The organism is Pedobacter sp. FW305-3-2-15-E-R2A2 (assembly GCF_038446955.1).
Taxonomy (GTDB): Bacteria; Bacteroidota; Bacteroidia; order Sphingobacteriales; family Sphingobacteriaceae; genus Pedobacter.
Genome location: NZ_CP151803.1, coordinates 2723299 through 2738477, shown reverse-complemented (window position 1 = coordinate 2738477; position 15179 = coordinate 2723299). Strand labels below are relative to the sequence as shown.

The window sequence follows — 15179 nt, the reverse complement described above, 5'->3', positions numbered from 1 at the left end:
CCTGCAAATTGCTAGTTTGCCTCAAATTGCTCACGTTCCTCCAAAAACTGTTCTATAGGCATGTCATATAGCCAGGAGCTCCGCTCATTTCTACGTTCAGTAAAGTGAACATAGGAAATGTCGTTCTCTACGATATGTATATTGTCACTTGGCGTGACCACCAGAAGCTGGAGGTGCAATTGTTTACACAAAGTGATCAGGTATCTTGCTTTATCCTCGTCCTGGGCTTTAAATGCTTCATCGATCGCGATAAACCGGAAAGAATTGGTTTGCAGACCGCCTTTGGTTAAGCCAAACTGATAAGCAATGGCCGATCCCAATATGGTGTAAGTTAATTGTGCCTTTTCACCTCCGGACAACTGCCCCATATTTTCATAGGTCTTAAACTTCGTCCCTGTTTCCTTATAGAACTCTTCCGCTTTATAGGAAAACCAGCCCCTCACATCCATCACCTTTTTACGCCACTCTTCTTTTTCAAGTCTGCGGATCAAAGGCTCAATATGCTGTTCAAAATGCATGCGCTTTACATCTGTCAGACCTTCAGCCGCTTTAACATTCGGGATGGCCTTTTGTAACAAGTTCCTAAACTCTTTAACATCTTCACTCAGTTTTGAAGGCACCACCAGCTGTATATAAGTATTAGGATTGGTCTTGAAGTCGATACCACTCAAAGCTTCGTTTAACACGTTTATATTTTCTTTAATGGCATCAGACCAGTTTTCAAAAAACATTCTGAAATCTGCAATCTTATTGGTAATGGTTTCCTGTAAATACTCGTCAAATTTTTTCTCGTGCCGCGGAAGGTTATCCTCTTGCAACCGCCTTAAAAACGTATTGTATTCGGTAATGAACTCCAGATTTGAAGCATCAGGCAGCATACTTACATCGGCACGCCAATCTTTAAACTTCTGTGTGATTTCCTCCGAAGGCTGCTTAAATGCATTGATTTTGATGACAATGACATGCTCTTTGCTGTTTCTTTCCTTTTCCAAACGGGTGGTTTCATTTCGGATATGCTCTCTGAAAGTTGCGTTTGCAGTGGTAAAGTTTGCATAGTCAATCTCTTTAAGCTGAGGGTGCGCAGCTTCAAATGTGGCAACATCAATTTGTTTATCGCGAAACATATCCAATGTGGTCTTATGCCCATCCAATTCAAGTTGTAAGTCTTCCAGCTTATCTTCCTGCTTATATTTTTGTTTATTTTTAACTTCCAGTGCCTGCCCGTTTGCAGCAAGCAATCCCTTCACCACGGTAAGCTGATCTTTTAAAACACGATTTTTATCGTTAGCCTTCTCCAGGCTTTGTTTCATCGTGGCTTTCTGTTGGATCTCCGTTGCAAACACTGCCCAGTTGATGTCATCGAAAGTCTGGTACAAGGATAAAAATGAAGACAATTTCTCCTTCTTTAAATCAATATCCGAAAGCCCATTAGCCAATCTTTTGAGGAGTTCCAGATTCTTTTGCTGTTGTACCTGGAGCAGTTCCAGCTCCTTTTTAAGTAGTCCGATCTTTTCTTTATTGTCCCAGCCCAAAACAAAATTTTCCCGTTTGGATACATGGGCCCTGTCATCTTTCTCGTGTTTTCCTTTAACCCCCTTGATCAAGCCTTCTCTGGTCAGCGCTTTTTCAGAAAAATGGTTAAATTCTTCCAGACTTTCCGCACAGGCATAATCGAATTGCCCGGTAACCATCTCTTCCAACCATTCCGCGTAATTGCCTGAGGTTTTAAATTCAAGCTTATTTACCAACAGGTTATCGTCCTGCAACCGATGACGCATGCTGCCGATGGAGGTATGACCTTGGAAACGCTGATAGGTAATGCGGCCCCGCAGATTGGTGCTATTTACATAAGCATTCACCTGTTTATAATATTTTTCAGGTACCACAATCCGCAATGCAAAATTATGAAGCACCTTTTCGATGGCCAGCTCCCACTGACTGTCTTCCTCACGCACCCTGATCAGCTCACCGATAAAAGGCAATTCATCCGCTGTGGCACCAATGTGTGCCAGTATATCTTCACGGATATCTGCTTCACGCCCCGAGATGTTATTTTTACTCTTCTGAAGAGATTGTACCCTTGCCACCAATCCTTCAACCTCGGTTTTAAGTTCATCTTCTTCGTTGCGGGCACTGCGCATTAAATCATCTTCCACCAGTCGCTGAGTGTCACAATCTTTCTTCTTTTGTTCGGCCAGCAGCCTTGATTCTTCAAAGGCAGAACGGTCTGGATCTTTGGGTAAATCAAGGCCCAAAGCCAGGCCATTATAGCTGTCCGCACGAAATTTACTGCGGTCACGATCGCGCTCTAACCTGGTTATCTCTTCCACAAGTTTTTCAAGTTGTATTTCTACTTCGTCATTTGCAATCGCTATGGCCAGATCCCGTTCCTGAATTTTTAAATCCTCCTCCTTAACTTTCAGTGCAGCAATTTCATCATTCAATACTGCCATCTTTAACTTCAGCGTTTCCAATTCAATGGCGGTAAGTTCAGCTCCCTTTGCAGTAAACCAATACACTGCGATTTCCCGGTCTGATTCAAGAACTTTTAGCTTTTTAGCCGTTTCCTCGAGCTGAACCGCCAGTTCATGAATAGGAATCAATTGAGCAATCTGCTCTTTAGCCTTTTCAATATTTACCTTGGCATCCATCAGCGTCATGAAGTTATCTTTCAGCTGTAAAAATTCATATTCAGCATCCAGTTGTTCCAGCATATTTACCCTGATAAAATCATCTAGATCGTCTAAAACCTTAACGCCTACTACCTGGTTAAATAAACTCGATGCTTTTACAGAACGCATGCCCAGCAATTGCGCCATGCGTTCCCCATATTTAACCGGCCCATCCTGAAACTCAATCCGCTTTTTTTGAATTCCGGTATTGTATAATTTTTCAAGACGTTTTTTCCAATTCCCTTTTCCGTCAAAAGGCGTAAAGTTCTTTTCAATTTCAAGCGGTATCCGGGCGATTCCAAAAGAACGCTTCAACTCGTTATTGCTAAACCAACGCAATTGGAATAAGGTGACTACCTGTCCGTCGGTATTTTCGAAACAAGCCAGTAAAACCGAATATGCAGTATGATCCCGCAATTTCTGAGTGGTGGTACTGTGCTCCCCTTCTCTTTGTATATTGCCATAATGACCGTAAACATAACTTTCTTCATTCCGGTCGCCCTTCTTTTCTGCTCCCGACGACTGGTTATAAAACCGATCATTTTTAACAGGAACGAGCAAAGTCAGCAAGGCATCAATAAAAGTACTTTTTCCGGATGCATTTGCCCCGGTAAGCAAGGAATTGTTTCCTTTCGGTGAAATCCGGAAGATCTGGTCATCAAAAGTACCCCAGTTGTATACTTCCATATATTGAAGCCTGAACCCTGCTTTGTCCGAACTTGTGCTAAACAAACTATACATACTCCTCCAGCTTCAATTTAAAATCTTTTAATATATCTATGGTCACTTTATCTTTTATTACACGTTGAATCTGATACAAAGGATTGGCTTCTTGTTTTACGATTTTCAGGTATCCAAATTCCGTTAGCTTTTTAATACTGCTATCCATTTCCTGCAGCAGCTTAACCCGATTGTATTTTTCGGGTAAAAACAGTTCCACCTCTTCCAGTATACCGCTATGGCTGATCAACTTTTCAGTCGTCTGTATCTGGACCGGATTGTTGTCAAACTCTTCCAGCAACTGTCTCAATACCACCAATACAATAGAAGTTTCAAAACCTATTTGCCTGCGGCTCACCAGTCCCAGTGTATTTCCTTCTTCGTCTTCAAACTGAGTAACGAAGGCCAATCCCTCGTCTTTCCTCATGATCAGCTCGAGTCCTATCACATTTACATACTCCTGAATCTCTTCCTGGTAGTACAACAACTCTTCCCACACAGCTGCACTACTGTACACTGTCCCATGTTTCAGCAATTTCACTACTGCTTTCGAATATGGTTTCAGGTGATTGTTCAAATTACTCATTTCGTTAATATTACTTCTGGTATATGAATGGACTTGAGGCTTTTACGGTCAAACACGATCCGTTCCACCTTGTCCTTGTTAATGGTATGTTTAAAATCTTTACTCACCGATAAATAACCAAACAATTGCGGCAGGCCATCATCAATTCCGCCACTTAGCTCAATCACTTCAGCCAGACTTACCTGTGGTTTATCTGCCAAAACCTGCTTTATCCGGCTTCTGATTGCCTCCCGGTCCACACGTTTTTTTCCAAAAAGCCGGACCAGGTTTTCGGCCTGAAGAAAATCTGTATCTGCTCGTTTAGGTTTGTTTTTATACGTAACTTCTTCGGTTTGATCAAAAGTCAGTTTGCGTTCAAATGGCAGGTTGATCGTTGGCTCGGTTTCGAGCATAAAACCCACATCCGGTTTCTTCCTTTTCTTTCCGATTTCAATCAACATTGTCTTGATCTCGTGAATCAGGTTACGGGTGACATGCACTTTGGAGTGCTCACTCTCTCTGATGATACGGCCCAGCTTCTCCGCCATCTTATCATTGGCCTTATACACCTTCTGCCCGGAAGAATGTAAGAATTTCTTCATGTCTTTCAGGAAGAAATCCTTTACCGGGATTTCCTTATCCTCCATCCTGTTGAACAGCGATTTACTCAGGTTACCCCATTCCTCCTGCAAGTCAGGATTAAGCAAAAAAGACCAGAATGCGTAAAAACTTTTACCTTGCTGACTCTCCTTCAGCTCATCTAGTGCATCGAAGGTAAATTCAAGTATATGGTCTTTTGTCAGGTTTCCTTCTGAATGCTTTAAGTAAATATGACGGGTAATTTCCCTGAAATTGTCTTCTACTTCCTTAAAATCTGAAAGCAGTTCCTTTGCAGATTGGGTCAATTGGTTAAAACGTGGTATAATCTCAAAATTCTCATATACTTTTACGCCATCGCCACTGCGCAGTGCATTGATCTGCTGATCAATTTCAGCTTTCTTTTGTTCAAGCAACTCCACACGCTTTTGCAGGTCATCATCCGTAAATTCAACCAAATCCCGTAACTGACTAAAAAGATCCTTAAACCTCGATTCAGCACCTACAAACTCTTTCTTTTCTAAACTCGTCAGCCAATCGATAGTTTTACTGGCATGGGCCGACATTTCGTAAAACACCTCTCCTTTGTCGTCCTGATAATTCGTCAAAAAACCACTATCAGTCCACTTTCTAATGTATTTCCTGGCCTTTACCTCGTAGGTATCAAACGCCTCCAACTCAATATCCTCGTCCTGTTCGATTTGTTTAAAATCAAGATAATCAGTCAATTTATTGTGGATTTGGTCAGATGACACCACCGTTTGCCCCGTTATAAAAGTTTCAATTAAAAAGACAATGAGAATTTCCCTGTTGCGAAGTCTTAAAATATCGACACTGGGTGAGGTATTTAAAACTTCTAATATTTTGTCACTATTTATCATAATGTGCTAAATTCTTTAAAAAATTATCTTCAAAAACTAAATAGTTTCCAAAGAAAAACGCAGTATTCATCACCTCTCCCACTTTAAGGTAAATTACTTGTATTTAGAGGTCATTGAGGCGAAATTTTATGCTTGATTTTTACGGATGCACAAATTTATCCAAGTCCTAACCGAAGTATAAAAATGACCAAAACACTCTCCACAGGACACAAACAAGGCAATCCACTGTAATCATTGATTTACAGCAACTTACTTTATATTTAACCTTTTATGCTTTGTGGCAATTCTGCATACTTACTTTCCAATGAAGCAAGTGGCAACTATTGATTATCATTCAGTTATGAAGATGGGGATGGAACCAGAGCCCAGAAATCACCATTTAAAATTCACCAATAACACCCTGATTAAAAATAAGTTAAAACATCAAACATGTAAAATAGATCATCTTAAAATTGCCCCCTAATTACATTGTTTTTATAAAAATCAAATATACGAAATTTGATTTGAACCCACACTTGTGACACATGGCATTTCACTAAGAAATAATAATTAACTAATAATGTATTAAATCGCAAAATATGAAATCATATAAACAATTTTCAAGAATTAAAAATATTCAATTCTACCCTATTATTAGCAGTCAGCGCTATAATGGTTACCTCTTGGAACCGCTTTTCAGGCATTTGCAGATTCATCAATATAATATCACAAGCATATTATTTACAGCAACAGAAGATCAGATGTTAAAAACAAGCATTTCCAACACCCCTTCACCTTGCTGAGGAAATAATAAATTATTCCCATTCAACTGAAATTCCACATCTTTCATCCCATCTACCCGGAGTTCAGTCGCTCCAAAACCATCCAGAATTACGGTCATTTCTTTCCTGGCATTCAGGTTCACTTTAGTCTTTATGAACTTTTCAAACATATCTATAATCGTATGGTGAAGAGATAGGACATCTTCAGGAATATCAATATCACCAAGGCTATAATCCATAATTACTACGTTGTGCTTACCCTCAGATTCAAACTGTTGCATTAGTTTAACAAATTCCTGATTATGGATATAGTGAACAACTCCTTCAAGAACAACAATAGTAGGTTTTTCAGGCTGATATCCTTTTAGTAACAACATCTCCATAAGTAAGTCGGTATCCGTTAAATTACATTGAATAAAATGAGGTTGATCAGTCTTTGGAATCAAATCCGAATAAATTGCTGCTTTAATCAGGATAGAGTCACTCCCATCTACCTCGAAAATATTGCTAATCCGATCTGTCTGGTGTTCCAATAGAAAAATTGATAGCGGATCCAGTCCGGCTCCAAGTATGCATATCTGTTGTTCATCGTTTGAAAGCAGTTGTTCCAAAAGTACTTTTCTTATATAATTTCTTCGTAAGCAAATCACATTACTAATTACAGTAGTAACTGCATTCATCTGCTCACTGACTGCCATTACCTCGCTGAAGTCTATATGTTCGAGATACCTTTTTTCCAACTCAGAAGTGTATACGGACTTCGATTGTTGTAGTACCAAAGCAGAGGTAAGGGGAACATTTGTTTTAATATAATCATTCATACAAAATAGGGTTTTAGATCGCAATGAAGATACATAACATATCATCACCACAACTCCATCTTATTGAATATCAAAGCAAATGAACAACTTGAATGAATTAAATTTAGTTAACTAAGGGTATATTGGTACCAAGGCCTGGTAAACCACAGACAGTCCCAGAAAAGCCTTCGACAGTGTATGAACCTCAGTAAAATTCCCTTAATTATGAAAAATTTAGAATTAAAAGGCCTTGGTATTCAGGAAATGAACGATACCGAAATGAAACAAGTTCAAGGCAGTCTTGGTGTTCATGTCACTATTATTGATGAATCCTTTGGTGTTAAAGTACTTGAAATCGGTGCAAACGATTTTGATTTTGGTGTTGATGTTAAACCCATCACTAACACTATTAAGCCCATCATACGAGACGTTTTTAATGTGTTTTAGAGATTATTAATGAATCCCGTTAACCTCCTGAAATTGTTCTTTTAAAAATTGCCATGCCCATAAAGTTTAAGTTTAACTACAAGAGAAGGCATTCTGAATGAGTTATTGATTAAGAAGCGGTTTTACCTTCCCCAGCATTTCCTCAGCAGTGGTACCGGACAATGATTTAATATCGAAAATTTCCAAAGCCTTATTTAGCTCATTTAGCTGTTCGGTCTGCTTATTTCTCGTATAAAGTGACTTTAAATAGTTGATTTTTTCAAAATCCTGAGCCCCTTCAATTAGTTTTTCAAATCTCATAGAACTAAATGGTCCGGGGTAAACCTGATAGGTATCTCCGGCTGGCCATGCCGTAAAGCGACTATCTGACACAGGATTTTTAGTCCAGCTATTATAAGCCCAACGCAAATAACCATCCATACTTTTATTTGCCGTGTACCAGCCTATCCAGACTCCTTCTGCCGGAGAGGAGAAAGTAAACCCATTTGGATAAGGCTCAGTACAACAGGTATACCAGGTACTTACTTTACCCAGTTGTTTACGCTTTTCCAAAGTGGCCAATGGAAAATCCCATTTTGAAGCGATGCAGTACGTGTCAATATCTTGTTCTATTTCGGGATGATACTCTCCTGCCAATGCAATCTTCCAGTTCTTATCGGTCTCTTTTAATAATTTTATGACCGATTTCATGGCGTCCATCGGTCTTTCGTCCATTGCAATATAAGTTTTGCTGAACCAACCTTTTTGTTTCAGATGTTGTGCGAAATCAATAAGCATCGTTTTCCAGAAAGTGTTATAAGCCGGTGTACCGATAGCGTCTGTAAAAACAGCCTCTTTTTGAGAATTTTCGTCATAATAGCTGAAAGCGATTTTCCAAGGCACCATACTGTAACAGTTGATGCGTTCGGTAATGCCACAGTCCATCACAAAGGTTATATATTTATCAAATAAACTATAATCGTATTTCCAGCTTCCATCCTTTTTCTTAGTCCATTTAATCAGGCTTGGATAATCGTCGTAGGTTTGATGTCCCCAGGGCTCATCTACGATACTTGCGGTAATGGTTTTTTGGCCAGCATCAGCCAGCATCTGATAGTAATCTTTCATCAATGAAAAATGTTCAGCGCCCCATAGAGGTGTATGGTGCGTACGTGCTATAGCTGCCGGATGTTGCCACAGATCCAGATCATATTTCCATTTGTCAGGACCAGGAAGAGTTTTGTCCAATACCTGAACAATGATAGGTAATGAGTAATCCTTATCTCCTTTTATCTTAATTGTGCCTTTATAATCTCCGGGGATTGTGTTAGCCGGAACTTTGATACTTAGCCAAATTGGTTGGGTACTGTTTTTCGCCAGCATTGTAGATGTAGTTTTTGTATCAATCATATCCGCCACATACGAAGAATCGAAATCCTGTGCTTTCCGATAGCCGCAGCCATTTTTGAATTCATCGGTGATGACATACGTTAAAAAACCAACCGTAATGTTTTCTTTTTTAATGAAGTTGCCTTGTTTGTCTTTCAGCTCGTAAACCTGGAAACTGATCTCGTTTTCATTTTTGTTTGCCCAGGCCAGCAGTTGTGTATGTATTTTTTCGCCTTTCCAGGCTTTTGCTTCCCACCTCATTTCTACACTCAATTTGGGTGGTAATTCTCTTGCAAAACGTGTATTGGAAGAAGCAAAACTTACATTTAATCCATCGGGCACTTTAGCCCATTGATTGTCAATAGTTTGCGAACTTAGCATAGGCTTCTTTTGCAAAGCCAAACTTGCGTCCTGTGCCTTAACACTTAAATATAAAAAGGATAGACCAATAAAAAACAGATGCTTCATAACGCTAAGTTAGCCATTTAGAGAAGAAGGCAGAATGGCTATTGCATCAAGTCTGTTACGCAAGCGTTTGCTTTAATGTAACAATATAGTTTCGAATTGGATTCTTTTAATGACATCGTTTTTATGGCTATAGCGCTGAAGAAATTCTATAAAAAAAGAAAGTTTAGCATGATCTACAAACCTATTCCTTATTCTTGCAAAGAATTAAGCGGCTAAATTATTCATTCTAAAATATGAAAATTAAATCTTCCAACAACCATCAAACTGGAGCGGTTTCTACTTTTTATGACCTTGTAAATACCAATTTTCAAGGTGCTGTGAATGCCATTTGCTGGTCCAGAGATTTAGCTGGAGATTTTAAAGAAATCGTGTCTAAACTTCAATTAAAAGAGAACATTACAGAAGTTTCCATTGAAGACCTTTTAGCGCTTCAGTTATCAGAAAAAGGCAATTTAGCAAGGGAAACTATCTTAACCGATTTGCAGTTATTAGCAGATTTCGGAGCATCACCTTCACTCAACTTACTTAAAAGCTACGAACGGGATGAAGAGCTAGACTTCATTTCAACAGATGTATATTCTTATCATGTAGATCGTTCGACCATTGGAACGGATACATTTCTATGCACCTATTATGGTGCTGCAAGTGACATCTTACCCAATAATCAGGTTGAACAAAAAATATTGATTCCTGAAATCCGGGAAAAGCTCCAAGAATTACATAACGGTTCAGAAGCAGAATTTGAAGCCTTTTTGAAGGAATATTATTTTGACCTGCATTATCAACCGAAACCCAATGCCCAGCCAATAAATTTAGGGTTAGGGCACCTTTGGAAATTAGCAGTAGATCATCCTGAACAAAAAGTGCTGCCATGCGTTCATCGGGCACCTGCAGAAAATGACGGTGAATATCGATTGCTTCTGATTTGTTAAATGATGATTATATATACAGGGTTTTCCCCTTCCGATACAAAAAAACAAGAATATCGGATTATAAATAAGCTACAAAGATATCGGATTACTTTGTTTTTATAATAAACATCTTGTATTTTGGTCATTGATGAATACCTATCGCTTCCGTTTTAATAATAGTAAAAAAACCTCCACTATTCTGTTTTGGTTTTTTACCGCGCTGCTAACTATTCCATTAACGATCAGCATTTTTCTAACGCATTCGGACCCACTTTTCCCACCCTGGCTATTGCTGATCTTCTTACCTTTAATGTTAGTGGCGATTTACAGGCTGTTTAAAGCGGCCTCCGAAAGGCAGTCGACAGAAACTGTTTCACTAAGTAAAGACGGCTTTACCAGCCTCTGTTTCGGTGCTATTTTATTTTCGGAAATACACTCCATTCAGGTTCCTGTAAGGGAAATCGGGCTATTGGGGGGACTGCAGCTCGACCATTATAAAAAAACAGATGATGATACTCCTCACCTGGAATTTTCGATCACCAGCCGGGATGGAAAAACGTTAAACTGGGTATTGAATGAGTGGGGCGGGCTTTACAACTCAAAAGAAGACTTTTCAATTTTCTTTAACTTCCTCACAGCGCTGACTGATCAGCTGTATCAACTTTATCACGCTAATGAACCATATGACAGCTATTTAAAAATTCTTGACGAAAAAGGTTCCTGGTATAACTATAAAACCAGCCGTTAAAACAGGCAGGAAATAATTTACCCGCTTTTATTAGCTATCATTTTTATATCTCAGGCTTTTCCTAAGGATTAATTTAGTAATTTCGAAGTTATATATTTATAACAAAAGAAGTTAATGGATCATCCGTTCATCGTATACTTAAAAAACAACACCTCCCTGAAATTTGAATATAAAAGAAATATTTCAACGGTTGTTCGTATTGACAACGGGTATCGCATCACATTTAATAATGGGAGCAGCTATAATTATGGAGCTGACAAAGTGCAATACCATCCGCTTGTATCGAGACGAGAAGATGTATGCATATATGAGAATGGTAAATTAAATGAGAAATATAATACTGTTGATAATTATGGTCGTTATTTGATTTTTCGAAATGGAGACCGTTGCTCTTCTCCAATTGAAAACAATGCCAATATTCAAATCTTTGATATAAAAAGAAATATTGGTCAGACGGAATCAGTAATCAATTATTTTAAAGAGATCCTAAAAGAAAGTGGTGGAGTATCATTTGACATTCCATCAGAGGAGACAGATAGTAAAAATCCGAATCAAATAAGTACTGAAATATTACTCAAGGCTCTGGATGGTATGGGTGGTATACCAGAATTAAGGTCGGCACTATCCAACTACATTGAAGGAATCAACCCTGCTCTTAACATTCCAAAAGAGACATTAATCTATCCTTTCGGCTGCAACGCAAGTCAGAAACTAGCGGTTGAGACTACGCTTAGAAATAGCATAAGCATAGTAGAAGGTCCTCCGGGAACAGGAAAGACCCAAACAATCCTAAATATTATAGCCAATCTTATTGTACAGAACAAAACTGTTGCAATTGTTTCAAACAATAATACTGCGGTATTCAATGTGCGGGAAAAGTTAGAGAAATATGGCTATGAAATGGTTGTGGCATCACTTGGAAATAACGACAACAAGACCTCATTCTTCGAAAATATTAAAGCGCAAACGATAGATCAGGATTTTAAAATTCCGGAAGAGCGATTGACAGAAGCAATGAATGAGGTTCGGGATTTGGATTCCATACTCATGAAATGCTTTCAATCCCGGAATGAATTAGCCACCTTAAAAACGAAGTTGTCTGATGCTGAATTAGAGTTTAACCATATAAAAGCAGAACAACCACTTCAGCAGAACATAAAGTTTGCGCTCGACAAGAAATTTTACCGCAAATGGAATTTCAGAAAAGCTTTGAATTTGAAAAAATTGCTGTCGGCAATTAACCTTGAAAACAAGTTATCTATCATAAACAAGTTGAGATTTGTGCTGCAATATGGTTTATTTGACCTCACCAGTATTAATCGGCACAGTGAAGAGTTACCCGTTTATGTTAACCACAAATTCTATGAATTATACATAGCAAAAATAAAGAACGAAATCCTGGATATTGAAAACTGGTTGGCAGCTAACAATGAAGACGCTAATCTTAAAAGTTTTATTGAAACCTCTAAAGAGGTATTCAATGCTGTTTTATATGAAAAATACAGCCGATTAGACAAAAAAACATTTACGGCTAAAGATTACCGTAATCAGTTTGATGATTTCACAAAGCATTATCCCGTTGTTTTAAGCTCTACGCTCTCGCTACACACGAGCATTCCCAAAGAACACCTGTTTGACTATCTGATTATAGATGAATCTTCACAGGTAGATATTATAAAGTCTGCCGTATGTTTTTCATGTTGCCGAAATGTAGTTGTTGTTGGAGATAGTATGCAGCTTACCCATATTGTTGACAAACAGAGTAAAGCAGCAGCAGAGCACTTTCGGGTTAAGTACAACATTTCTCCCGCATATGACTATGTTAAACAGAATATTTTGAACTCGCTGAAAGGCTTATATCGGGATAACGTTAAATCGGTGCTGCTAAAAGAACATTACAGATGTCATCCTACGATCATTGGATTCTGTAATAAAAAGTACTACAATAATCAGCTGGTGATTATGACTTGTACGGATCATCATCCATTTAGAATCATTGAGACAAATATATCGGGTGGACAGACTAATTACAATCAGAGACAGATAGACGAAACAGATTTCTATATCCGTGAGCACTATTCTGCGGACTATACAAAAGTTGGAGTTATTGCGCCATATAGAAACCATGCAGATATACTGCAAAAACAGCTGCCATCCGGAGCAGAAGCCGATACGATACATAAGTTCCAGGGACGGGAAAAAGAGGTGATCATATTTAATACGGTTAAAAACAAAATAGGAACATTTATTGATAACCCCAACCTGGTAAATGTTGCCGTATCAAGAGCCATTAAAGAATTTATTGTAGTAAAACCGGCATCGATGAATCTTCCTCACGGAACTAATATCGGTGATCTGATACGCTATATCTGTTATACCACCGACCCGGCTGAAACGATGATCAAAGGCAGCATCCGCTCTGTTTTTGATCTTCTGTATAAAGAGTACAATAAGGCCTTTAAACAGTTTCTTTTATCGAACAAGAATGTCAAAGGATCTCCTGCGGAGCTTATTATCCATCAGCTGTTGAACGAGAAGATATTGTTAAACAACACGCAATTCTCCTCAATTGATATGGTCAGAGAATATAAACTTCTAGACCTTGTTCGGGGTTCCCAACTCTTCTCTGAAGAGGAAATCAGGTTCATAAAAAATAATTCAAGAATTGATTTTCTGCTGTACAACAAAATTGATAAAACTCCAGTATTAGCTATTGAGGTGGACGGGGTTTCATTCCATAACAATAAATTGCAACAGGAAAGAGACAGCAGGAAGAATCATATTTTGAAAACTATCGGACTGCCATTGCTTAGATTATCAACCGATGGACACGATGAGGAAACAAGAATTATTGAAAGTTTAAGTGTTGCAATGGGGTTGTCTTGATTAACCTACCATTGCAACACAGGAAAATAGGTGGAAATAAAAGGACTCGAACCTTTAACCGGTACCGTATAAGGGTACTGCTCTAACCATTGAGCTATATTTCCGTTTATCATAAAAAACTATGTTTTCCTGCATGGACTCGAACCACAATCTTCTGAACCAAAATCAGACGTGCTGCCATTGCACCACAGGAAAATAGATCGGGAAATCATTCTTGTTTAAACAAAAAGTCCCCTTAGGTTATCTAAGAGGACTCTTTGTTTTAAATATTTTTATTCAATACATAGCTATCCCCTCCGATAAATCGGTTGTGGTATAAAGCTTTGTATTGATGTCGTTTTCATGTTATTATTTATTTATGTTTTGTTATATAGACTCGAAACACTTCATTCTAAAAATTCTCCTTTAAAACAAAGAATCCCCTCAGGTTTTCTAAGGGGATTCTTTGTTTTAAATATTTTTTATTCAATACATAGCTATCCCCTCCGATAAATCGGCTGTGGTATAAAGCTTTGTATTGAGATCATGTTCATGCTGCAATGATACACAAATTTCCTGATAATCAAAATTATTTTTCAGAGGACTCAAAAAAGACTTAAATTCAATAAGAAGCCTGAGTGGAAGAAATATATATACACTTGCAGGATATGGGGTGTGCAGTTGGGTAAAGGGAGGAGTCCAGTAGCCTTTCCAGAAATTATGATTACTTTGTCTTCTTTTGTTAATGTATCTTTGTAAGACGAATGGTCAACACTAATCAAACTGACGAGAAGTCTTTATTGCTTCAATTGAAAAGCGGTGATGCGCGTGCGTTTGAAATGCTTTACAACAATTACAAATTTCGGATCGCCGGAAATTTGTTCAAACTTCTCAAATCTGAGGATCTGGTAAAAGAAATATTGCAAGAGCTTTTTTTCAAAATATGGGAAGTACGCGCACAGATTGATCCCGAAAAGTCTTTTAAATCTTATCTTTTTCGCATCGCAGAGAACCTGGTACATGATTATTTTCGGAAAGCGGCAAAAGATAAACGTTTATTGACTAAAATGGTGGCTTCAAGTTCAGAGCTGTACCTTCATATTGAAGAAGATATGCTGAATAAAGAAGAAGCCAAAAAAATGCAACAGGCCATAGACCTGATGCCTCCTCAGCGTAAAATGGTTTTTACACTCTGCAAATTAGAGGGTAAATCTTACAAAGAAGTAGAGGAGATTATGGGGATTAACGCCAAAACCATCAGTAGCCATATGCTGCAGGCCAATAGATTTCTCCGAACCTATTTTAAGGATTCCTCCACACTTACCATTTCTGTAGTTTTAGGTGTTTTATTCAAAGGTTTTTGATCCTGATCGTTA

General features: G+C 38.3%; 10 protein-coding genes and 1 tRNA gene. 5 read left to right on the top strand and 6 right to left on the bottom strand.

Translation table 11 applies throughout. The features are described from left to right. Positions 1-11 precede the first annotated feature (11 nt). From AAFF35_RS11475 to AAFF35_RS11460, 4 genes are all read right to left on the bottom strand, one after another. Positions 12-3413 carry an SbcC/MukB-like Walker B domain-containing protein gene (locus AAFF35_RS11475; RefSeq protein WP_342332625.1) on the bottom strand — a complete coding sequence of 1134 codons (3402 nt, stop codon included), beginning with the start codon at positions 3411-3413 and terminating at the stop codon, positions 12-14. Continuing rightward, a complete protein-coding gene (locus tag AAFF35_RS11470; protein ID WP_342332624.1) occupies positions 3406-3978 on the bottom strand; it encodes a DUF4194 domain-containing protein in 573 nt (190 codons plus the stop codon). The genes AAFF35_RS11475 and AAFF35_RS11470 overlap by 8 nt, the downstream gene beginning before the upstream one ends. Further along, positions 3975-5435, bottom strand: coding sequence for a DUF3375 domain-containing protein (locus AAFF35_RS11465; protein ID WP_342332623.1), 1461 nt, complete (start codon positions 5433-5435; stop codon positions 3975-3977). The genes AAFF35_RS11470 and AAFF35_RS11465 overlap by 4 nt, the downstream gene beginning before the upstream one ends. A 736-nt stretch (positions 5436-6171) precedes the next feature. Further along, entirely contained in the window at positions 6172-7017 is an 846-nt protein-coding gene (locus tag AAFF35_RS11460) for a class I SAM-dependent methyltransferase (protein WP_342332622.1), read from the bottom strand. Positions 7018-7221: 204 nt separating this feature from the next. Here AAFF35_RS11460 and AAFF35_RS11455 point away from each other — a divergent pair, with 204 nt between their 5' ends. Continuing rightward, positions 7222-7443, top strand: a complete 222-nt coding sequence (locus AAFF35_RS11455; RefSeq protein ID WP_342332621.1) for a hypothetical protein — start codon at positions 7222-7224, stop codon at positions 7441-7443. Between the two features lie 102 nt (positions 7444-7545). Here the strand turns inward: AAFF35_RS11455 and AAFF35_RS11450 are convergent, their stop codons facing one another. After that, positions 7546-9279, bottom strand: a complete 1734-nt coding sequence (locus AAFF35_RS11450) for a glycoside hydrolase domain-containing protein (protein WP_342332620.1) — start codon at positions 9277-9279, stop codon at positions 7546-7548. Positions 9280-9512: 233 nt separating this feature from the next. Here AAFF35_RS11450 and AAFF35_RS11445 point away from each other — a divergent pair, with 233 nt between their 5' ends. The 3 genes from AAFF35_RS11445 to AAFF35_RS11435 all read left to right on the top strand — a co-directional run bounded on the left by AAFF35_RS11445 (position 9513) and on the right by AAFF35_RS11435 (position 13824). Beyond that, positions 9513-10211, top strand: coding sequence for a DUF1826 domain-containing protein (locus AAFF35_RS11445; protein ID WP_342332619.1), 699 nt, complete (start codon positions 9513-9515; stop codon positions 10209-10211). Between the two features lie 127 nt (positions 10212-10338). Next, positions 10339-10938: a hypothetical protein gene (locus AAFF35_RS11440; RefSeq protein WP_342332618.1), complete on the top strand. Its 600-nt coding sequence runs from the start codon at positions 10339-10341 to the stop codon at positions 10936-10938. A 114-nt stretch (positions 10939-11052) separates the two neighbouring features. After that, a complete protein-coding gene (locus AAFF35_RS11435) occupies positions 11053-13824 on the top strand; it encodes an AAA domain-containing protein (RefSeq protein WP_342332617.1) in 2772 nt (923 codons plus the stop codon). 31 nt (positions 13825-13855) lie between these two features. On the opposite strand, the gene AAFF35_RS11430 is transcribed toward AAFF35_RS11435, so the two are convergent. Beyond that, positions 13856-13928, bottom strand: a tRNA-Ile gene (locus AAFF35_RS11430). Between the two features lie 639 nt (positions 13929-14567). On the opposite strand from AAFF35_RS11430, the gene AAFF35_RS11425 reads away from it, so the two are divergent. After that, complete coding sequence (locus tag AAFF35_RS11425; protein WP_342332616.1) at positions 14568-15167, top strand: sigma-70 family RNA polymerase sigma factor; 600 nt, start codon at positions 14568-14570, stop codon at positions 15165-15167. The last annotated feature ends 12 nt before the right edge of the window (positions 15168-15179 follow it).